The 21425-nt window shown below is 36.2% G+C and carries 18 protein-coding genes; 1 reads left to right on the forward strand and 17 read right to left on the reverse strand.

The features are described 5' to 3' along the window. Positions 1 to 65 precede the first annotated feature (65 nt). The 14 genes from J2S17_RS26260 to J2S17_RS26325 all read right to left on the reverse strand — a co-directional run bounded on the left by J2S17_RS26260 (position 66) and on the right by J2S17_RS26325 (position 16992). The gene (locus tag J2S17_RS26260; RefSeq protein WP_442342054.1) at positions 66 to 683 is read right to left on the reverse strand and encodes a lysozyme family protein; all 618 of its coding nucleotides are present in this window, start codon (positions 681 to 683) and stop codon (positions 66 to 68) included. After that, positions 683 to 2881, reverse strand: coding sequence for a CD3337/EF1877 family mobilome membrane protein (locus J2S17_RS26265; protein WP_370875133.1), 2199 nt, complete (start codon positions 2879 to 2881; stop codon positions 683 to 685). The genes J2S17_RS26260 and J2S17_RS26265 overlap by 1 nt, the downstream gene beginning before the upstream one ends. Then, positions 2868 to 5321: a conjugal transfer ATPase TcpF gene (tcpF, locus tag J2S17_RS26270; RefSeq protein ID WP_307479726.1), complete on the reverse strand. Its 2454-nt coding sequence runs from the start codon at positions 5319 to 5321 to the stop codon at positions 2868 to 2870. Before tcpF ends, J2S17_RS26265 begins: the two co-directional genes overlap by 14 nt. Beyond that, entirely contained in the window at positions 5305 to 5697 is a 393-nt protein-coding gene (locus J2S17_RS26275; RefSeq protein ID WP_307479727.1) for a conjugal transfer protein, read from the reverse strand. Before J2S17_RS26275 ends, tcpF begins: the two co-directional genes overlap by 17 nt. 59 nt (positions 5698 to 5756) lie before the next feature. After that, positions 5757 to 6257, reverse strand: a complete 501-nt coding sequence (locus J2S17_RS26280; RefSeq protein ID WP_307479728.1) for an antirestriction protein ArdA — start codon at positions 6255 to 6257, stop codon at positions 5757 to 5759. 166 nt (positions 6258 to 6423) lie between these two features. Next, on the reverse strand, positions 6424 to 6645 hold the full coding sequence (locus J2S17_RS26285; RefSeq protein WP_010097509.1) for a hypothetical protein: 222 nt from the start codon (positions 6643 to 6645) through the stop codon (positions 6424 to 6426). A 25-nt stretch (positions 6646 to 6670) separates the two neighbouring features. Continuing rightward, the gene (mobT, locus tag J2S17_RS26290; protein WP_307479734.1) at positions 6671 to 7873 is read right to left on the reverse strand and encodes a MobT family relaxase; all 1203 of its coding nucleotides are present in this window, start codon (positions 7871 to 7873) and stop codon (positions 6671 to 6673) included. A gap of 227 nt (positions 7874 to 8100) precedes the next feature. After that, a complete protein-coding gene (locus tag J2S17_RS26295) occupies positions 8101 to 9441 on the reverse strand; it encodes an FtsK/SpoIIIE domain-containing protein (RefSeq protein ID WP_307479736.1) in 1341 nt (446 codons plus the stop codon). Continuing rightward, positions 9441 to 9821, reverse strand: a complete 381-nt coding sequence (locus tag J2S17_RS26300) for a YdcP family protein (RefSeq protein ID WP_307479738.1) — start codon at positions 9819 to 9821, stop codon at positions 9441 to 9443. Before J2S17_RS26300 ends, J2S17_RS26295 begins: the two co-directional genes overlap by 1 nt. A gap of 13 nt (positions 9822 to 9834) precedes the next feature. Next, positions 9835 to 10149, reverse strand: a complete 315-nt coding sequence (locus tag J2S17_RS26305) for a YdcP family protein (RefSeq protein ID WP_307479740.1) — start codon at positions 10147 to 10149, stop codon at positions 9835 to 9837. 208 nt (positions 10150 to 10357) lie between these two features. Then, positions 10358 to 12898: a DEAD/DEAH box helicase gene (locus tag J2S17_RS26310; protein ID WP_307479742.1), complete on the reverse strand. Its 2541-nt coding sequence runs from the start codon at positions 12896 to 12898 to the stop codon at positions 10358 to 10360. A 257-nt stretch (positions 12899 to 13155) separates the two neighbouring features. Then, positions 13156 to 14223, reverse strand: a complete 1068-nt coding sequence (locus J2S17_RS26315; RefSeq protein WP_307479745.1) for a DNA cytosine methyltransferase — start codon at positions 14221 to 14223, stop codon at positions 13156 to 13158. Positions 14224 to 14315: 92 nt separating this feature from the next. Then, positions 14316 to 15929: a hypothetical protein gene (locus J2S17_RS26320; RefSeq protein ID WP_307479747.1), complete on the reverse strand. Its 1614-nt coding sequence runs from the start codon at positions 15927 to 15929 to the stop codon at positions 14316 to 14318. Beyond that, positions 15919 to 16992 carry a hypothetical protein gene (locus J2S17_RS26325; RefSeq protein ID WP_307479749.1) on the reverse strand — a complete coding sequence of 358 codons (1074 nt, stop codon included), beginning with the start codon at positions 16990 to 16992 and terminating at the stop codon, positions 15919 to 15921. Before J2S17_RS26325 ends, J2S17_RS26320 begins: the two co-directional genes overlap by 11 nt. A gap of 191 nt (positions 16993 to 17183) precedes the next feature. Between J2S17_RS26325 and J2S17_RS26330 the strand changes: the two genes are divergently transcribed. Continuing rightward, a complete protein-coding gene (locus tag J2S17_RS26330; protein ID WP_307479750.1) occupies positions 17184 to 17714 on the forward strand; it encodes a hypothetical protein in 531 nt (176 codons plus the stop codon). 259 nt (positions 17715 to 17973) lie between these two features. On the opposite strand, the gene rlmD is transcribed toward J2S17_RS26330, so the two are convergent. From rlmD to yknW, 3 genes are all read right to left on the reverse strand, one after another. Next, positions 17974 to 19350 (reverse strand): 23S rRNA (uracil(1939)-C(5))-methyltransferase RlmD, encoded by a 1377-nt coding sequence (gene rlmD / locus J2S17_RS26335; protein ID WP_307479751.1) that lies wholly within the window; start codon positions 19348 to 19350, stop codon positions 17974 to 17976. 145 nt (positions 19351 to 19495) lie between these two features. Continuing rightward, positions 19496 to 20425, reverse strand: a complete 930-nt coding sequence (locus J2S17_RS26340; RefSeq protein WP_307479753.1) for a diacylglycerol kinase — start codon at positions 20423 to 20425, stop codon at positions 19496 to 19498. Positions 20426 to 20597: 172 nt separating this feature from the next. Beyond that, the gene (yknW, locus tag J2S17_RS26345) at positions 20598 to 21245 is read right to left on the reverse strand and encodes a YknW family membrane protein (protein ID WP_307479755.1); all 648 of its coding nucleotides are present in this window, start codon (positions 21243 to 21245) and stop codon (positions 20598 to 20600) included. Positions 21246 to 21425: the final 180 nt, after the last annotated feature.

A 21425-nucleotide genomic window follows, 5' to 3' on the forward strand; every position in this document is an offset into this window, starting at 1 on the left:
TTATCAGTTCTCCTTAATAGAAAACGATACTTTCGTTTTCAGATTTAAGTGCCTAACCTTTTCAGTTAGAAACGTGTCGCACCATAAAACATATTTCCGTAAAGATAACGCCAGCCGCCGTTTTTCTTTACGGCTACTGGATTTGTGTAAGTAACTTTACTGTCACCCGAACGTTCCCTCGCAAAGCTTTGTGCTAGTTCAAAGCTGTATTGCGTTCCTCTTTTTGCGACATAATCAATAAAAGCACCACCATAGTTATAGGCTTGAATGACTGAATTGCCATCGACACCACTTGCTCCTGCGGAACGTACTAAATCTGCAAAGTATTTTGTTCCTTGCTGAATCGATGCTTCGGTATCTAATGAATTGGGTGGAAGTCCCAATGATTCACTCGATTGCATCACGTCTGAGAGTTTCCCACCACTTTCGACTTGGATAATGGCAAGCAGAGTAGAGACATACTCACTAATGCCATATTCTTTCGCATACTTTTCTACCATTGGCCGATGTTTTAACACATCTGCTGACACCGATATACTACCTCTATCACCCATTAAATCATCGTTCCCTGTTGCATCGTCCTCATTGGAAATAAAAATCGCTACAAATGCCAGTAGCCCAAACAAGGCAAGAAAGCCTAGTCCCCAAGCAAGTAATAGGATCTTTAATCTCATAACCTTCATCAGCGTTCCCTCCTACTTGTATGCACGAAACGTTTGCTAATCTGTTTCTGCTTTGTACGCTTCAAAGGTTTAGAGGGACGCTTGATGACTTGCTGCCTGTTTTTTGGTAGAGAACGTTCTTCATTTAGAGATGGCTGTGCTTTTTTGACAGGTTGTTTAGGCTCATCGGTATGAATCAAATCTTCTTTCCTGTTTAAACGTGATGGCTGTTGTTGTAATGTGGTCTGCTCGTTGTAATCCATTTTGGTGATAGGTCTTGTCTCTCGCGTTTGATAAATAATTGGTTTCTTTGATTTATTCTGATGGAAAGATTCATTGTTCCCCTGTGCAACTGGTCTCTCGTGAATGGCAGTATCACGAGAAGGGGTGCGCTTTTTTTCCAATGCCAGCCGTTTATTTTCAAGGTTTTGACGGTGGTTCGCTTTGCGTGTTACATTTACATGTTGCCTTTTTTCTTTTGCCTGCGCGATGCCTTCTTTAAAATCACGGGCAGGTTTTTTTAGTTGTTCCTTTCCTTGCATAACGGCATATTTGGTATTCGTAGGTAAATCTTGTAGTTGTTCTTTACGGTGCTCTATATTCGCACGGAACTGACTTTTTGCACCAAGCACCTTCCCTGTTACTTGACCGATTTTCTGGCTCAATGAAGTTGGTTTTAGACTATCATTTGTACGTTGCTTATCCTTTGTTGCGGCTGACGTTAGCCGTTGTAATGGTCGGATAGGAAGAGAGGAACCCTTTGTTTGCTTTGACTTGCCAACCATCGCTCCAACTGTTGCACCAGCCGTAGCGCCTGCAAATGTTCGTCCAATTGAGCGTTGTAATCGACGACTACCACTGTTGAACATTCGGTAAGGACGGCGTATGACTTTACGTCCAACATTTTGAGAATCATTACTTTGCAAGTTAAACATGCTCATGATGTCACCAAGTTTCATGTAAATGCCTGCAAATGTCACAATCTGTAAGAAGGCAATCAAGAAAAATGGATAGCTCATCGTTAAACCGTAAAGCATGGATGAGATGCTAAAAGCAGCTGTAATAATCAAGGTGATGCCGGCTCGTAACATAATCACATTAAATAGTTTCATAATCGCCTGTTTTCCCATGTTTTCAAAAGTAGGTATCATGGAAAGTAAAAAACTAATAGGCAGAAACATCGCATAGATAATAAACAGAATTTGTGAGAAAATCATGATCCCTGAGAGAAGAAATACGAAAATCGAAATCCCGATATTAAACAGAAATAAAAAGAAGACCATTCCTAAGCGAGTAGTGGTCTTCGTAATCGTTAAGTTTTTATTGTCATGGTCTTCGATTTCCGCTTTGACGGCATTCTCACGGTCTTTCCCGTTATTTGCATCAGGACTGATGGAGACCAAGGTTTCAACACGGTCTTCACCAATCGTTTCTTTATCCGAATCATCAAACTGTAATAACATCCATGGCTGCTCTACTTGAATGGAAAAGAGGTTATTCCGTATCAGATCAACACTGTCTTTTCCTTGACTATCAGAGTTAGGCATCAAGATTTTGGTTCCTAAGTCTAAACTTGCTTGACTAATATCAGCGGAAAAGTCATTAACTTTCGTGATATACGTTGGAGCATAGGCAATAAAGGAAGCAGACAGAATAAACACCACTAAAAAATTGAGGATCGCACGAATCGCTTTCGTCGTTTCTCGTTTCATTAACCCTGTATACGCCACGTAAATTCCAATTACTAAAATGAAAAGAAGGAGGAAGCCCACATAAAAGCCAGAACTGCTAAAGCCACTTGCGGTAATTCCAGCCAATGTTTGCATGTTTTTCCCGATAGCTTCTGCCGTTTGTGAAATGAAATCGAGTGAATAGGCTTGTTGAATTAAGTAGCCTGTCGCATTAGACAAATACAGGCTAATAATCCAGATAAAATTCGTAATCGTATACAACCCATACATAACCTGCTTTCCGATCCCATCTGTCCAATTCCAAGGTAACCACTCCCAACCTGTATCAATATAAAAATCGAGTTGATAATGTTCGAGAGGATACTTAGAAAAAAGATTGTCTTCAGATACCGTATCATCAACTAATCCAGCTGCTTGTGCAAATGTACCAAGCAAAAGAAGCAACAAAAAAACAGCGGCACTAATGGGTACCACCGTCATGACTATCTTTTTCAATTTTTGTTTGTTCACATCGTCACCTCGTTTCATTCTCCTTGATAGGTGGTCGAGTATCAAAAGCATCGAATAAATCTTCAAAGACAGGATGGACTTGAATAATTCCAACACGCCCATACAAATCTTGAATTAAACATTGACCGTTTTCCAGTTCCCGAAGTCTTCTTTGATTCCCTTCATCTTCTTTATCTACTCCAAAAAATTCAAGTGTCTTTTTTATTTCATTTATATCCCTAGAGCGAAAAGCAAACTTCACACCGATATTATTTTTTAGTTTTTCATCGGTTAGATCATCTGCATTTTGTGTGACGAAGTACACCCCCGCATTCATCGCACGCCCTGCTCGCACTAATTTGTTTGAGAGTGTTTTCCCTTGTGCCACTTGCAAGAATGACCAAGCTTCGTCTAAATCTACTATTTTGAATACACTCCGATCCGAATGGATAAAATCCAATGCAAAGGTAGAAATGACGATGAGCATAGCGACACTAAGTAACTCCATCGTCGTATATTCTTCAAAGCTTGTTTCTGCATCTGGTAACACTAAATCCGCCACTTGAATGATATTTAATTGTTTTTCTAAGCTAATCGAGTTTTTCACGGTTCCATCTGAAAACAGAAGGTGGGCAAAGTCATAGTCGGTAAAACTTTCGATATGGTCAGCGATAGGACCAGCTAATGGATTAGGGTCACTTCTTAGTTCATGAATGACAAGAGTTAAACCACGTTCCTCCTGTTGACTGACGGCTCGAATCGCTCTTCTTAACACAGGAAATTTCTCACCATCACGACTTGATATGCCTGTAAGAAAAGTGAGTATATCAATCGCAAGACTTTCCGAATCCTTTTTCTTTTTCATAATGACATACGGGTCAAGCAATCCTTTATTGTGATCATCACTTGTTAAATTCACAATATTTATTTCATGGGCCATTTCAGGCAATGTCTTTTTCCAGTTTCCTCGTTCTGCCTTTGGGTCAACAATGAGAGCCTGACCACCAAAGAGAACCGCATAATAGACAAGCAGATTATTACTAAAAGATTTCCCGCCACCAAGTGAACCTAAGAAAGCAGAAGCTAACGCATTGGTGACCGAACCTTTTACACCTTGGCTGGCAAGACTTGGATTCAAATAGACATTACGTCCAGTATCCAGGTTATAGCCGATGTATATTCCTTCTGTTTCTCCAAGCATTTGTGTTGCACCAAATCCAAGTCCTGCTAAAAAATCAGAGGTCACGTACTGAATATAGTCATTCATATAACGTTTACTGGCGGGAATAAATTCCCCATGTAAACCGGCCATATCCCCGAATGGGCGAACGAGTTTTACGTTTAAGTCATCGTAAAAATCCTTCACTTCATTACAACGCTGTTTCAGTTCATCTTGGGTAGAAGCAGACACTCGAATGACATAACTTAACTTATACATCGATTCTTTACTCTGATCGAGGACATCTTCCAGTTCATTCACCTGTTCTAAAGCTTCCAACACATTATTACCCGTTTCATTATCAGATTCCCATGCATGATTATCTAAGTCTTTGAGTTCTTTTTTCTTATTCCGCACCGTAGATAAGGCTTTTTTGTTGGTGACTATTTCCACATTCATGGAAGTATCAATCGGAAAATCGAATTGTTGTTGTTGATAATAAAAGATTTCATCCGATGGAAACTCAAGATCACCAACAATGGAATTAATCGTAAAGTAAGCCACATGAGTGGTTTGTTCTTCCTGCTCAATTTTTAAATAACGTTGATTTTCTTTAATCAGACAACGTGTTGGTTTAATGATGTCATAACGTTTGACTAAAGTTTCCTTTTTTAATTTTTTTTGCGGGAGAATATAATCATACTCTTCATAAGCAATTCCCGATTGGCCATGAAGATGTTCAATTAGATAACCAAAGTCATTTTTATTTAAAGGACGTATTTTAAAACGTCTTGAAATTTTGTTTTGTAATAAAGACTCCATTTTAAGGAAACGTCTAATTTCATCATGCGGCATGGAAACAAAATCGCCCATCAGATGATGATTCACATCGCGGACAAAAGAAGAAAGCGAATTTTTAATGGAATTCCCAATTGATTTCATACTGACTTCTTCTTCATTCAGCAACAGCTTAAAACCGATAAAGAAACGATAGTCTACTTGATATTCACCAATCATGGAAACAAGTGCTTCTGTTTGGTCGTCAATGCGTTCATAAGCAACCTCTTGTAATCGTCCTGTCACTAACTCTTTACTTCGTTCCTGCGTTGATCGGATACTACTTGCGGTACTAATCTGTAAAGCATGAATTTTACCGTCTTGATTTTGCGCAATCAACTGACGAAAGTGATCATGTACCTGCATTTTTTCTTCTGGTGAGAGAAAGGAATAGTTATAGGGAAGTAACTCATAGTAGGCAAAACATTCCCCATCATGGTTAAAGACAAGATTATTTTCCATGTATTTAATCGGATAGCGCATGCAATTCACTCCTTACAGCTGTCATGTTTTCATTTACCTTCACACGTTTTAGTTTGACGGGTTTACCTGCATAGATGATTTTGGACCGGAACAAATAAGTCAATACGGACTTGAGAAAGCTATACGGTTTTTTGCCATCAAATGTTTTCTGGCTCATAAACCATGTCAAACCAACTGGTATTCCGACATATTTTAATAACGCCCCATCGATCAAAGAAAGTGGAGGAAGATTTCCTAATAACATGACGACTAAGAGTGAAAGTACAAACCATGACATTTGATTGAATGTTACGGGAAAAGGCAAACGAAAATCATTAATGGCATAAATCACTTTTTCGACTGACCAAATACGGGTATAGCTTTTAAGTTTTTTCATATAAAATCATCCTTTCGTATATAGAAAAGCAGCCTGTACGAGAACAAGCTGCTTTCCACTTACTGCGTATATTCAAATACACCATTTGACGTAATTAGAAAACTACCCTCAATTTCTAGATCACGCCCAAAAGCTTCATAATCAAAATAGTTTTGTAGATTAGCGGGGACTTCCCCCAACATTCCTGTTTCTTCTACCAACACTCTTGCGACATCTGCCATATTCTCACAATCTGGATAATACATAATATCATCTTGGTGTTCCAGTAATTCTTCTACACTATTAAACCAATAGCTTTGCACTTCAGAAAGAGAATCATAAAGCGGTGTACCTTCAATTTCTGCCACCATGGCACATAAACGGTTCACTTCTGAAATGAGCGTATATTCACCGATTTCAAAGGGAAGTTCGTAATCGAATATTGCATATTCTTCATACTCTCCGTTCAAACCGATGCGCTCTTTCACTTGCTCAAAATCAATAGGTGGTGAAAACCATGCACCATTAACTTCCCCTTCATTGTATTTGCCAAGATTCGTTATGAAAACTTGCATTTTCATAAAAACTCACATCCTTTTTTATTAAAAATGGCCATAAAAAAAGCAGCAGCTTATGATCTGCTGACACACAAAATAGACTTGTTAATCCTTACCGCACTACCGTTTGGTTCACCATTTTTTTGCAGAACATAAGAAGACCACTTATCTTCCACAAAAAACGGTACAATTAAGCCCCTATGATTCGATTAAATAGGTTTAACAATACATCTTTCACACCGGCCGCATTAAAGACTAATCCTACTGCAACCAACGCAATAATTAAAAAGCCAATCAGCTTGGAAAACTCCCGTTTAAAGCCTAAATAAATTCCAATCACAACAATAGCCATCAATACTAAGGATTGCGCATTACTAAGAAACCAATTGTACAAATTTTGCCCAAAGTTCATTTGGATTTCTCCCTTCATTCGTTACTCATTCATTATCTGCCAGTGGTTGGATCACTTTCTCGATAGGGATGGTTTGTTGCATGAGTATCTTTTGATGACGTTCGGATAACTCTACCTGTTCCAACATATCCTTGATTACACTGGTTTGATTGAGTTCATCTATTTTTGTCGCCAGTTTCCAAGTAGGGGCAACTTGACGTGCCAGCCATCTTAGTGATTTTTCAAACGTATAAGGTTCAGGCTTTGTTGTTAAAGAAATTTTTCTATTCACGCCTAAATCAATAAATCGTTGCCATTCTTTATTGATTTCCCAACTGCTGCGACGCTTTTTCTCGTCTTTGTCAACAAAACGAATATACCGATTAATAATGGAAAAAGCAGTCCATCCAGCGTCTTCATACATCATTAAATCCACAACCGCATGGTAAGCACGATCATTCTTTAAACGAATTTCAAAACGGTTTTTCACGTCTGTATCTTCGAGTGATGTTCCATGTTTCACGTATTGTTCATAATCCTTTTCATACGCGCAGAAGTACACGTCACTTTTTAAAGAACCAATATATAACGTATTTCCCATGTCAGGCTTGTCTTCACTCTGTACAAGTTCACCAGAACGATAACTTTTGAAACTACGAAAAACAGAGATACATTCTTCATTTCGGCATTTGTTAGTTAAAAACGGAATATCCAATACACCTGTCTTATCGTTTATCGCAAGATCAATTCGCTTAAAAACCCCGCCATCACGAAATACGTCCATAAATAAGTCAAACCATGTCCGTTGCTGGGCTAATAAGAAATTCTCAAATTGTCTGCATCCTTTTCCTTTAAGTTCGAGTAAACAACCTTTATCTTCATCGGGTGAAACCATGACGACTATATCGCCAAAAACGTATTGTTCCATATAGGAGTAAAACGCATAATCTTCATGTAACATGTACTCCATTTTAAGTTTCAAAATATTTTCAATGACAGGCTTCGGATTTGTTGTTAAAAATCGAATCCGAACATAATCAAACAAGATTTCCAGTGGAGCATTTGGATTAAATTGCTCTAAAATATCGAACAAGGTATTTTTTAGTGAATCGGAGGGAATCACTTTTCCTGTTTCAATTTCACTAATATATTGTCTTGAAATGCCAATATGAACAGCCAGTTTATTTTGAGACACACCGTATTCCAATCGTTTTTCTTTTAATTGTTGATACCAGGTTTCTTGATTCATGTGCATTCCTCCAAACTCAAAGAAGATGTCAACTAAAGGTTAAAAGCTGACATCTTCTTCATATGCTCCAAACCGTTGTACCATCAGGTGTTATGGGCTTTTGGAACAGTTTCTTATTGTTTTTCTACCCCCCTGTTAGAAATGGGGGGTTAAAGCGTGGCTGTCGCCACGCAGGCTTAGCCCAGCGCAGCGGCTTTCGCTTCGCACGCCGCAGCACTGGGCAGCCTTTATTGGGCTAGTTTAGCAATTTCGTTTAAAAAATCATGTTCTTTGGGGACAAGTGGTGTATAAAATTCAGAAATGACATTATCTCCTTTATCAACATAGCCACGGCCTTTGATCTGTTTTAGGAAAAACTGTTTTTGCACGTCACTGCCAAACATCATACCGTAACCAAGTTCTGACATTCGACCTAAAGCAACTCGAAAATTGAACTGATCACGAATTCCATCCCCAAGATATTTCGCATCTGGACGTTGACAGGCAAGAATAAGGAAGAATCCTGCTTGTCGTCCTAGCATGACAATCTGTTTCAGTTTCGTTAATACAGCAGTACTTTCTTTAGACGCAAGCATTTCCATAAACGCAACGTATTCGTCAAAAACTAAAAAATGAGGAGCTAAGCCCAAATAAGCATAGTTTTCTCCTGTTTTATACCCCTCCATCTGTTTCATTTCTTCACTTCGAGCAATCATATCTTCATAAAATTGATCAATACTTGCCATCATGTCTTCCTTTTTATAATAGACATCAGGCATGATAGTATTTAGATCGGCTAAATCTGCATTTTTCGGATCTAAAATATATAACTTCGCATTGGTTTTTAACAGTGCTTCAATCAATGTAAGAATGAAATACGTTTTTCCACCACCTGTTCCGCCAGCAATCAACATATGTGGCAGCTTATCATATTCCCAATCCATCGATTTCATGAGCTTTAATCGACCGTTCTGCGCAATGACTTCATCAATTGAAATACGGTTCGCAATCATATCATAGAAAAGGATATATTCAATATAGGAATCGTGTAATTCTTTCGATACTAATTCACAGTACAAGCCACTTTCTAATTTCTTTTCCAAATTTAAAAGTGGCTCTTGATATTTACCAAGAGTTATTTCTACTTGAATATGAATCATCCCTTTTTCATACCGATAATACATCTTTGGAAAATGACTAATTTTTTCCTTCGCCTTACTAGATGGTATATCTTTGAAAAAACTTTCTTTCGTCACTTGTTTTGTTTCATACCACTGATTTTCTAAAATCATTTTGGCAAGCTTTTGTCGATGCACCATCTGTTTTATCTGATTATAACGATACCGATAATAAACAAAAGCACATATTGCTACCATTAACAAACTAATGATTAGTGACGTTAATCCATATATACTTACAAAATGGGTTTGAAATGGATCAAGTTCCCACGTTGTAGAAAGTAAAAATTTTACATGAAAAGGGATAAAGAAAACGAGCCATACACCAAACAGTCCAAAGAAGATAAATTGAAAAAAGAGAGATGCGTCACTCGGTCGGATTCGCTTCCCTCTTCCACAGTAAAATTTCATTATTTTTCTTTGTTAGGTGTGGATTTTTGATTATTAGTGCTTGATGTCGCTGTTTTCCCTTTTAAAATTAAATCATCTGCCTTGATATACCAATCCACATCCGCACCACGAAAAGTTGCATTTGCGACTGTATCTGCGACAGGATCCATGAGTTCTACTTCTGCATTATAATCAAAGTCTTTTAATGGAACTGAAGCAGGGATACTCACTTGAATCATACGACCTTGTTCACGTGACTTTAAATCATACGTGCGTTCCTTAACTTCTGATGATACTGTGCCATCCTCATTTTGAAGAAACACTTCACGACGTAATGACGAAAATTTTAATAAACCAAACGTTTTTTCCTTATCGATGACAATACCTTGTGCTAATCTCATCTCTTTTTCCTCCTTATGCTTTGATCATATCATCTGCATGTAAGATATATTTTGTAAATCCACGATCACCAATTTTATAGCCTTCTGCAGTAATTTTAGCATTGACTAATTTCACTTTTTCTTCATGTTCAAAGAATTTCTCTCCAGCTTCTTGTGGCAAGATTACCTCAATATCATCTGCACGTTGAATATCTGAATACAGATTGTAACTGCGTGATAATGTTGTCATACGCCCATTAATACGACGTTGTTCCACCTTACCTTCACCAGCATATTCTAAATTCCCAAACGTTTTTTCCATATTTGGAATGACATATTTTAGTTCCATTGTGCATTTTCCTTTCTGTAATTTTAATAGTTTGTCTGCGTTGTACTTTTAAACAGTAGGAGACCGTATAGTATACTTCACCATGTTAAATACCCCCAATCTGTTAATATATAAATTATTTGGATCCTTGTGCAAAGATTATAAAAAAATAAAAATAGGATATTGTATAAAAAACAATATCCCATGGATTTCCAATACATATTAAATTTTATTTAGTCTTATGGTAATAGTTCTCACTATATTGATTTTTAAGGTCCTCAATATCAAGATGATACTCATTTAAAAGTTTTAATAATGTTTCATCGCTAATATCTTCTAGATTATATGAATGTAAACTTCGGATAAAACTTTTCACGTTTTGTTTAAGTTTTCTAAGTTTATTTTTTCTTATAATCTTAACTTGATGTGTGAAATTTGCATAATAAGAAAGATCTTTAGTCGGAATAATTAAAAATCTACTTATTTTTTCATTTTCTCCATATTCTTTTTCAAACCATGCACAATGACTGTTCATTTGTCCTGCTTCTTGTTTATTAATTTCACCTCTTGTATCGACAACCTCATTTTTACATTCAAACATAAAATAATGGTTATTTACACCACACCAAAGATTATCTGGACCTTTGCGAATATCCTTATCAGGTCGTTGGCTTATAAAGCCTAAAAGTTCACCAATCTCTTGTAAGGCATCTTCAAATTTATTTGAATCAACCCCAAAGGATAAATTATCAAGATATTCATCTACTGCTAATAGAAGTTCTTCGTAATTTCTATATTTTGTAAGGAATAATTTCACTCTATTTAATCTAGTTTCATTTACATAAGATAACTTATTATAAGTTATTCCATTTTTAGGTTTTAATAGTTGATTGTTAGATTTAAAAGCCGAAATCTGAATCCTATTTGACTTCAATATATCAGTTTTATAATAAAATCTAGCAAGCTGTTGCCTGTACCAAGCTTTTTCAGTATCATCGTCTTGTAATGAATCGATGAATTTTTGCATTTTTTCAGCTGCTTTATCATATTCTCCTTCAAGAAATAACTTTTCAATATCTTTTTCGGACAGTAATTTATCATATAATGAACTTTCATCATCATCATAAGATAAAGTGTCCATTTCTGAAACATAATATTCTTTCCATCCCTCATCTCTTGTTATGCTTTGTTTGATTAAAGACATTACAATATCTAATGGGTCATCAGAATCTTTTTCTTCTAAATCTTCTTTCCCCATATCAGCTATTGAAAGACCTATTTCTATTTGCCTTTGTGTTTGAGCCGAAAAAAACTTATTAGTGGATTTACTTCTAATGAATCTAACGATATCTGAACCAGTTATAATAATAGCACAAAAATCTTTTTCCCCTCGCACTCCTCTTCCCAATCCTTGCTCTACCTTTTGCGCAATTTTTTTATTAATTATTTCACTTGAAGCTCTACATTGCTCCTCATACCGATCTGATAGACTATCAAAAAAGGGCAAAGAATCAATTATTAAAATTCTACAGGATTCATCGGGTAAATCAATACCGTCGTATCTATTATTAATAACTAATACTTCTCCAAACTCATTATTTTTTAATTTATCTAATTCCTCGAAAATATTGTTTTGATTAGAAACAGTTGCACCCAGCTTTTGGTAATGTTGAGCTCTTTTAGTGCTTGGGACTAAGGCAACTATACCTAATTTTGCAGGCTTTAATTTTGCAAATTTGGTTACAATTAAATCCCTGTCACACGCTTCGTTTATAAGGGAAGGTAAAATAAGCATCTTTTCGCCAGACCATTTTTGTTCACTATAAATTAAAGGTTTTTTTACCGCATCTACATCAAAATCGAGTCCTTTAATAAAAAACGAATCATCTTGAGTTGTTGCAGACATTAAAATACGCTTATTAGCATTAGCAAAAGTTGGGAAACTATTTACATTTGGAGAATAAGGTGAAATTTCAATTTTATCTCCTGTAATATAACAATTGTAATTCTCAATAGAGTCTTTTAAAAGAGGCCATGAGAACTTAATCTGATTATTATCATTGTTTTTTGATAGAATGGTTAAAATTTCAGTCTTTTTATCGTACCAAGTCCAATAAGGGACTGTTAACAAAGTGTCGTAACTACCATTTTGAACATCTAAAAAGCTTCCTTCACCTTGTTCTCTTAAATCCTCTTCAAATAATGATAATATAGTATTATATAAGGATTCATTTTTTGTTTTTTCAATAGTAATAGAAAAAGCATCTTTTATAATGTCAATGCATGCATGAGAATCATCTAAAACAATTGTACCAACCTTTTGATATCTGTTTCCCATACCAAAAACTGATAATCCATTGAAAATTTTATGTGCATGGGTTATTAATATTTTATCTCCCGATAAGTAATCATCGGGAATTCCACCATCATCACTAAACACACAGTAATTTATCCCAAATTTTTCGGCTTCATCACATACTTGTTGAACTAGATATTTATTTGGACAAACATAAATACATGGTCCATCATTGGAATTCAATACAGACTGTAATATTAATAAACCAACCAATGTTTTACCTTCACCTGTATGCAATTTTACAATTAAATCTTTGTCATTTTTACGGGAATTAAACCAAGTGTCCAAGATTTCCTTTTGGGCAGGTCTTAATGGACCAGTTACACTCTTCCGATCAATTGTTTCATAAATATCAATAGGATTCACTTTTTTTACTATTTGTTTCTTTTTCAATCTTTTTCTAAAGTCTACCATTTAAATTATTCCCCCCTTATATATACTATAACTACCCGTGATACCCCTATGATATCTATTAAGATCGTTTATATCAATAATGTTTCATCGTAATAGTTGCAATACTTATTCGGAACAAATCATAGCAACTATCATTTATTTTTTCAAAAATACAATTGTAGGACGTCTAAAAAAACAAACATATTTTATACTTTACTCTAAACACACTAACGAATAAAAAAAGCATGACAGATAAAATTTGTCACACGTTAATTTGGTTATATCTCTAAAACTCCCGCAATACCAGCCATAATATATTCCGCACATGGTACAGCAATCGCATTTCCAATTGCTTTGTATCTAGCATAATCACTTATAGCTTCGTCTTTATATCCAAGGGCTGTCCATCCCTCTGGTAATCCCATCAAACGTTCACATTCTAATGGCGTAAGTTGACGAATAAATCCTTCTTTTTCTTCTCCTTCGTACCAAAATGAAAAATAATTTACGGATCCTGCGAGTAAAGTGGGAAAAGGATCTCCAGTTCTTCCGAAACTGCCGTGAAACCCTTTTTCGTTTCTTTCCTTTGCCGTACTTCGCATACGTCTTTCTTGAAAGGGACGGATGATGGGTATTTTCCCCCTTGCTTTTTGAGTAGATATTCTACTGGTAATGGCGGAGGATTGCCTGCTCTCTCCGCAAGACGTAAAAACCGATTGCAAATCGCGGGCTTTAAATAATATTTCTGTGGCACGTATTTCTCCAAAATCTGCCACGAGGAAGATACGTCTTCTTCTTTGAGCAAGTGTGGGCTTTCCCCAATATTGGGCATCCAACATTCGCCAAGCGACGTCAACATTATTCCCTCGGACCATTCCAGCATTTGCCCAGACTCCAGAAGTAGGCATTGGAATTTCGGTATTTGTGAACGATTCAAGCACGGCCTTAAAATCCAGCCTGTTATTTGATGAAAAAGCTCCCATGACGTTTTCCCAAACAGCGATAACTGGATATGTTCCATTCGTTGCACACCTCATTTCATCAATAATTCGTATTGCATGATAAAATAAACTAGATTGACTTCCTGTAAGACCTTCTCGTTTACCAATATTGGATAAGTTCTGACAAGGGGAACCAAATGTAATGATATGAACAGGTGGTATTTCTCCACCTTTTACTTTTGTAATATTTCCTAAATGATGGATTTTAGGAAAATGTCGCTTCGTAATAGATATGGGAGCTTTTTCAATTTCACTTGCCCATATTGGTCGAATCCCGTAATGAGAAGCGGCTAATGGAAATACACCAATACCATCAAATAAACTTCCCAATGTTAAATCTGTCATTTTAATCAACTCCCTGTAAAAACAAAAGAGACACTTCAGAATTAAGAAGTGTCTCTTTTAAATACTTTTAGAAATTCTAAATATATTAAATTTTAATTCAAAATATCCACCATCAACTTTTGTGTTAGTGTGGTAAATTCATCTACATATTCTTTTTGAAGAATTTTGCTAGGCATGTGATAACTATAATCAATATGGTTTATTTCTGAAACATCATTATATTTTCCTATTTCCTCCTTTTTCAATGTCGTTGTAAATATTACTTGATTATCTAGCTGATTAAATAAATCAATAACAATTTGTTCCCTATCTGTTGATAAGTCTTCTGCTCGAAAAGAATCAATAATAATAGGATAGGGATGTTTCAGAACTTTAACAAGAGCATAAACTTTAGCTAAATGAAATTCAGTAGCTTCACTTCCAGAGAAAACTTCGCTTTTCTTAGTAAATATGTCATCAAAAATCAAATTCCCATTTGGATCAATTTGTTTATATATATCATTCATTACCTTTAATATATCTTCCATGAGTGAATTTTGTTTATCAGCAGTTTCTTTACCATTCGATTCACTTTCTTTAATAGAAGAGCTTATTTTAGAAATTTGATTTTCTAAGGATTCTAACTCTAATTCAATTTTATTAATGTCAATTGTATCTTCCTTATAAAGGATAATCGATTCTAAAGTTATATCTTCATCAGATAATAGTTCTTGAAGTTGTTGTTGATAAATATTTATTTCACTAGTTTGTTTTTCTAGTTCTTCAGTGTATGAATTTATCTTCTCAGTGATAGATTCAATAATTTGGTTTCTAACCTCTACAGTTGAAACATCAAAAGTAAAACTTCTTTTAATACTAGAAGAGTATCCAATATGAGTAGAGTGACAATCTAAACACTGTAATTCACCCGTAGATATTGTTCTATTCAAAGAATTAAGTTCTTTTAAAGTGTTTTCATATTTTATACGACGATTTAATGTTCGATTCCTGTCATTTTTTAAATCCACTAATTTTTCTTTTACATTTTCAATCTGTTTTATTTTATCATTAAAGGCTACTCTATCACTATGTTTACTTATATAAGTGATAGACTTCTCCTTTGAATTTAAAATTTTATTTTTTTTCAAAAGAACCTTTTTTTCTTCTTTCAATCTTTTTAATTTTGCTTTTTCAAGTGAAATTTCCTCCGTACTTAGTGTTTTTTCTCCTAGACCAGCAAATGAATAGATGACGTTGTAAAAATCCTTTTTTTTATAAAACCCTTTATTTGAAATATTCGAAGAATCTTTTTTATCTTGACCAACAAAGAAAATTTGATTAAATAGATCAGGATCTACAATTCTTGGAACTCCACTTTTTATAATTTCAGGAAATGGAGATATATTTTTTGTCCAGTATCTTTTTAGTTCAGAAACATTATCAAATATTAATATTGATTTTCCTACATACAATACAAAAGTATCCTTTTTTCTTGAGATAGTGTATGTAGTCCTATCGAACTCAAACTCAATAATATAATAATATTCTTCAAATTTGAAAGATGATGGAAAAACTGGTTCGCTCCCAAGACAGTACATCAAGGATTGTATCATAATAGTTTTTCCTTTGTTATTGTCATCACTTGAAATAACATTTAGTTCTTCAGTTAATCTATTTTCTATATATGCTTCATGTGAATTTCCTACAGCAATCTTTTTAATTATCATTTTGTAAACCCTCTTTTACGGTTGCAATAAAGTATTTTAAAGACAAGACATCAAAATCAGGACAGTTTTGTTTTGTATTTCTATCTATTAAATTAAATATTTCTTCCACACTTTTATTTGGATAATCAAGTATTTTGTTATATGTTTCATTAAACAATATCCAAAATTCTTCGGCACAATTTTTATTAAAAAGAGCCCTCGAGAATGCTATTTTGCATTCCTCCAATGCATCTTTCCTTGATTCAGGAGGAAAGGAACTGTAGATATCAATAAAAGGAACAGGACATGCTTTTTCAAATGGATTTTTATTAATTAATCTTCCTATTACAAGTGTTTTTATTTCTCCACTTGTTAAGTGTCGATAGTAGTATAAAGACTGGTCAATAGAAGTTATAGTAATACTTTCTACTGGGTCCGTGTTTTTCTTATCCGTTTGAATTTTGCGAATCTCATTAAAAATTGCTGTTAGCTCATCATTTTTTGGTATTAAAGCGATATGGTCTTTAATGATAGATTTTACGTAATCACTAGGTTCTTTATCATCAATTACGAAAAGAACGTTCCTTAAAAATTCATCTATTTTATTATCAATAATATCAGACGGATTAATATAAGTTTTTGATTGAGCTTCTTCAACTAATCCTTCTTTTAATTTTTTCAGTGAATTCTTTTGAATGTTATCTATTTTAAAAATATTTTTTATTGAATCAACACGAACCGTAGGTGATACTCCCCCAACAAATAAGATATAACTATCAAATTTAAAATTACTAACGAAGTTTTTATATAATGTGACAAGTTCTCTTCCCAGTGCTTTTGGAGAGTTATTTTTTGATCCTTTAGATTGAATATCCCAAAGTCTACCTCCCATTCGATCCATTCCTGTTAAATCATTAAAAAAATCTACAACAAAATAATGAATTTCATCACTGTTTTCATGGAAATTCATTAAATAAAGCAAAGCTTTTGTTTCTGAATCTGCTGCGGATTTTCTTAATTTTTCCGAGGAGGAGACTGTATAGACCATATTATTTTCCCTTTCTAGCAATAGTTTTAATTTCATTGTATATTAAAGGTAAGAAACAATCTAATCTTTTAACTCAAATTATTCACAGAATAATAGATTAAGCATTATTCGTGATGTTTTCTATTCTAATAATTGACAATCAACATACCTATCTTTAGGAGGAACTTTTAATGAAATTTAAACTAACTGTTTCAATATGATTTACTGGTATTTTTCTGTTAAGAATATTGAAACCAGAATTAAATATTGATTCGATTTCGGTAATGCTAATTGTATTAGCGTTAGTGCCTTGGTTTATTCAATACATAAAATCTTTAGAAATAAATGGTCTTGGTAAAGTTGAGTTAATTACAGAGGACCAAAAACAAGCAATCCAGAAAAACGCCGATGAAGCAGGGATTTTTACTGGTACTAAAGAGAACAAAATAAGTAGTAATTATACATTTTATAATTTAAGATATGAAGATCCAAAACTTGCTCTTGCAGGTTTAAGAATTGAGTTAGAAAAAACTTTGATTAAATTAGTTGAAAAGAACTCTCTCGATGGTCAACGACTTGGTCTAAATAAAATGACTAACATTTTATCAAAAAACAATATCATTACTAGCAGTGAAAGTTCATTGATATATGATATTTCAGGTATTTTAAATCGTGCCGTTCACAGCCAATTGGGTGAGTATAACAGTGAAACTTTTGACTGGGTTTTTGATGTGGGAGTGAAACTGTTAGACTCACTTGGAAAAAAGTTAAGTGAATAGGCAAATAAAAAGACGTTCAAAGATTTGAACGCCCTATTCTGATTAGGTGCAATTGTACTTTTTTTACCTTACAACCACCGTTAAAAATAGTATCACCAATTCTTAATTAGTGATTTTTATATTTATTCTATTGTGTTCCCACACCCCAGATCAATTACCACCGAAACGGTAATGTGGTTTTTCAGTACTTTATTCCTCGTTTTCTCACCTTCTCCCACAAACACAAAATGCTTGTGAAAGTGTTTAAAACTAAGGATTTCTATATAGTTTCTCTTTGTAGCAACGATACACACTCCACATGCATCGTCTGCGGAAACATATCCACCGGCTGCACTTCAAGCGTTGTATATCCTCCATCCTCCAGTACGCGCAAATCCCTCGCCAAAGTCCCCGGATTACAAGAAACATAAACAACCTTCTTAGGCTTCATAGCAATAATCGTCTGCAACAAAGCTTCGTCACAGCCCTTACGAGGCGGATCAACTACCAGCACATCAGCAGCATTCCCTTCCTCATACCAATTAGGAATCACTTCTTCCGCTTTTCCAACCGCAAATTCCGCATTACTAATTCCGTTCAACTCAGCATTACGCTTTGCATCCTCAATCGCCTCGGGCACAATTTCCACTCCAAAAACCTTCTTAGCCTTTTGTGCTAAAAACAGAGAAATCGTCCCAATCCCGCAATAAGCATCAATTACACTTTCCTCTCCGGTCAAATCAGCATATTCCAGTGCCTTTTCATACAAGACCTTCGTCTGGTCAGGGTTCACCTGATAAAAAGAACGAGCGGAGATGGCAAATTTGATGTCTCCGATATTGTCGTAGATGACTTCTTCTCCCCAAAGGACGCGGGTTTCGTCGCCCATAATCACATTGGTTTTCTTCGTGTTGACGTTTTGCACAATCGATTTTACTCCGTCAATGCTTTCGGCGATTTCTTCAATGATCTTGTTTTTATTCGAGAGGTCGTTTGTTCTTGTGACGAGCACGATCATGACTTCTCCTGTTACTAGGCCGTAGCGGGCCATGATGTGGCGGAGCTCGCCTTTGTGTCGGCCTTCGTCGTAGGCGCGGACGCCGTGGCGGCTGCAAATTTCTTTGACCCTTTGGATGACTTCATCGTTTTTTTCCTGCTGGATGAGGCAGGCTTTCATGTCGATGATTTGGTGGGTTCTTTGCTGGTAGAAGCCGCCGATGAGGCCGCCTTCTTGCTCGCCGATTGGGACCTGTGATTTGTTGCGGTAGCGCCATGGATCCTGCATGCCGAGTGTTGGGTGCACCTTTACATCCTCAAGCTTGCCGATTCGGGTTAGGACGTCGCGCACCTGCTTTTCTTTTGCTAGGAGCTGGCCTTCATAGCTGAGGTGCTGGAGCTGACAGCCGCCGCATTCTTTGTAGATTGGGCATAGTGGTTTGACGCGGTAGGGACTCTCTTCATAGGTTTCAATGAGACGTCCGAATCCGTAGCCTTTGTTGGCTTTGATGACTTTGACCTTTGCCTTTTCTCCTGGGAGGGCATTCGGGACAAATAAGGGATAGCCGTCGACTTTGGCAACGCCAGCGCCCTCGTGGGTTAGGTCTTCGAATTCTACATCTATATAATCGTTTTTAGTTACGGGTAATGTTCTGCTCATTTTTTTCTTCCTTTACTGGTGGATTCCGTCCGTTATGCTAGCAAGATTGTATCATAAATTGGATGAGAATACGAAAAGCGGATTTTTTTGAAAATATACGTTTGTGGACAAATAAAAAAGTGCACACTATTGTGCGCACTTTGATTTAATCTCTTTGCAAATCTGCAGGCATGTCCTCTTTGCGGATTTTATCAAGCGGTACGAAGACCTCGAGATGTCTGTATAGGTTGACAAATTCTGCCGGCAGGATGCCGCCGAATTCTCCGTCGAGGTTGAGCTGGACTTTTTCCTTTGAATGGACCTTTACGCGGTTTGCTTTCGTGTAGATGACGTGCGGGTCATTTAAGTGCTCTCCTCGCAGGGCAAGTGTCACGATTCTAATGAACTCTGCTAGGTTGGTTTTCTTCAATATTAATAAGGTAAACATGCCGTCATTGATCGATGCGTCCGGTGCGAGCTTTTCAAAGCCGCCGACGGAGTTAGTTAAGCCTACCAGGAAAAGCAGGACCTCGCCATCAAAGACTTTGCCGTCAAATTCGATGCTGACTTCCGTTGATTTGATGGAAGGCAGCATTTCAATGCCTTTTAAATAGTAGGCGAGCTGGCCGATCATCGTTTTCAGCTTGCTTGGCACTTCGTAGGTGAGCTCGGTCATGCGGCCGCCGCCTGCGATATTTATAAAATATTTATCATTCATACGTCCGATATCTACTGGAATTGTGTCTCCCTTGGCAATGATATCAGCTGCTACCTCTATATCTCTTGGAATATGGAGCGCTCGGGCAAAATCATTGGTCGTTCCAGTTGGAATGACTCCAAGCTTCGGTCGATACGGCTGCTCTGCTATTCCGTTCACGACTTCGTTTATTGTTCCATCTCCACCTGCAGCGACAACGAGATCAAAGCGACTGTCGACCGCTTTGCGGGCAGCCTCTGTTGCGTCTCCTTCGCCTGTCGTAGCATGGCAAGATGTTTCATAGCCAGCACGTTCAAGCTTTTGCAGCACTTCCGCCAAATGCTTCTTAAATATCTCCCGGCCGGAAGTAGGATTATAAATAATTCTTGCTCTCTTCATTACCCATCATCCTAATAGTAAAATTAAAATAATCTAAGATTGTCCCATCTTTTTACATCATAGCCGATTGCTGTATATATAGCAATTTTGTTACTATCCTATTCTATTCAATTCAGTGTGGGAAGACAAGTTAAATTTACTGGCATTCCAGGAAACTGGAGACGCCAATTTTCTAAATGCCCAACAGTGCACCGAAGAGTCCAAACGAGAGACTGATAACCATCAATATAATTGCAATCGTCCAGGCAACCACCTTGGAAAGCTTGCCAATGCGCTGCAGTCCAATGGCTCCCAGGATAATTTGCCAAATGATGAATGCTTGGCTTACGAAATATTGATAAATGATCAATAGCGTAATCGCCACCAGTTTTCCGCTCATTCCCGTTTCTTTAAATACGAAGGCATAGATGCTCATCCCAATAACAAAACCAAGCGCTCCTATGAACAGAATATGTGCATTCATAGAAAATAATTGTTTGAACGTCACTTCCGTTCCAATGACCTTAGTAATGATTAAATGAATAGCACTAAGAATGAGTATGATAACGGTCGGGATAAATAAACCAGTGCCCACGATAATCGTGCGAATCAGCCAGAGTACAATCATCCACTCTTCCATAGCATCCATATTAATCCAAATAAGCAGCTTCTCAATCAGCGTCGAAACAAAAAACATGCCCACGCTAAACATTAAACTGGTTATGATTAACGGTACCCAGACTGTCGGATTCTGCTTGATTCGATCGAATTGTTTATTAGGACTCCATATCATCCCCCACAAACTTGGCCTTTCCAATTGATTCTCCTTTTCAGAATCCATCTAATCTCGCTCCCTTTCAGATGATAGCAGTATAGAAAGTGTAAAATTTTGATATATGCTAGTTGATAACAATCATTTCTATGTCTCGATAAATCAATGATATTAATGAAACTTTAGGCTAATCTTTTATAGATTGAACCAACTAAGAAGTGATAAAATTTGATTTAGTAGATGCAGAAC

This window comes from Cytobacillus purgationiresistens (genome assembly GCF_030813235.1).
Lineage (GTDB): Bacteria > Bacillota > Bacilli > Bacillales > Cytobacillaceae > Cytobacillus > Cytobacillus purgationiresistens.

Bases quoted from the DNA above. Each gene is read 5' to 3' on its own strand.
- J2S17_RS26260 (WP_442342054.1), bottom strand. From the start codon at position 683: ATGAAGGTTATGAGATTAAAGATCCTATTACTTGCTTGGGGACTAGGC.
- J2S17_RS26265 (WP_370875133.1), bottom strand. From the start codon at position 2,881: ATGAAACGAGGTGACGATGTGAACAAACAAAAATTGAAAAAGATAGTC.
- tcpF (WP_307479726.1), bottom strand. From the start codon at position 5,321: ATGCGCTATCCGATTAAATACATGGAAAATAATCTTGTCTTTAACCAT.
- J2S17_RS26275 (WP_307479727.1), bottom strand. From the start codon at position 5,697: ATGAAAAAACTTAAAAGCTATACCCGTATTTGGTCAGTCGAAAAAGTG.
- J2S17_RS26280 (WP_307479728.1), bottom strand. From the start codon at position 6,257: ATGAAAATGCAAGTTTTCATAACGAATCTTGGCAAATACAATGAAGGG.
- J2S17_RS26285 (WP_010097509.1), bottom strand. From the start codon at position 6,645: ATGAACTTTGGGCAAAATTTGTACAATTGGTTTCTTAGTAATGCGCAA.
- mobT (WP_307479734.1), bottom strand. From the start codon at position 7,873: ATGAATCAAGAAACCTGGTATCAACAATTAAAAGAAAAACGATTGGAA.
- J2S17_RS26295 (WP_307479736.1), bottom strand. From the start codon at position 9,441: ATGAAATTTTACTGTGGAAGAGGGAAGCGAATCCGACCGAGTGACGCA.
- J2S17_RS26300 (WP_307479738.1), bottom strand. From the start codon at position 9,821: ATGAGATTAGCACAAGGTATTGTCATCGATAAGGAAAAAACGTTTGGT.
- J2S17_RS26305 (WP_307479740.1), bottom strand. From the start codon at position 10,149: ATGGAACTAAAATATGTCATTCCAAATATGGAAAAAACGTTTGGGAAT.
- J2S17_RS26310 (WP_307479742.1), bottom strand. From the start codon at position 12,898: ATGGTAGACTTTAGAAAAAGATTGAAAAAGAAACAAATAGTAAAAAAA.
- J2S17_RS26315 (WP_307479745.1), bottom strand. From the start codon at position 14,223: ATGACAGATTTAACATTGGGAAGTTTATTTGATGGTATTGGTGTATTT.
- J2S17_RS26320 (WP_307479747.1), bottom strand. From the start codon at position 15,929: ATGATAATTAAAAAGATTGCTGTAGGAAATTCACATGAAGCATATATA.
- J2S17_RS26325 (WP_307479749.1), bottom strand. From the start codon at position 16,992: ATGAAATTAAAACTATTGCTAGAAAGGGAAAATAATATGGTCTATACA.
- rlmD (WP_307479751.1), bottom strand. From the start codon at position 19,350: ATGAGCAGAACATTACCCGTAACTAAAAACGATTATATAGATGTAGAA.
- J2S17_RS26340 (WP_307479753.1), bottom strand. From the start codon at position 20,425: ATGAAGAGAGCAAGAATTATTTATAATCCTACTTCCGGCCGGGAGATA.
- yknW (WP_307479755.1), bottom strand. From the start codon at position 21,245: ATGGATTCTGAAAAGGAGAATCAATTGGAAAGGCCAAGTTTGTGGGGG.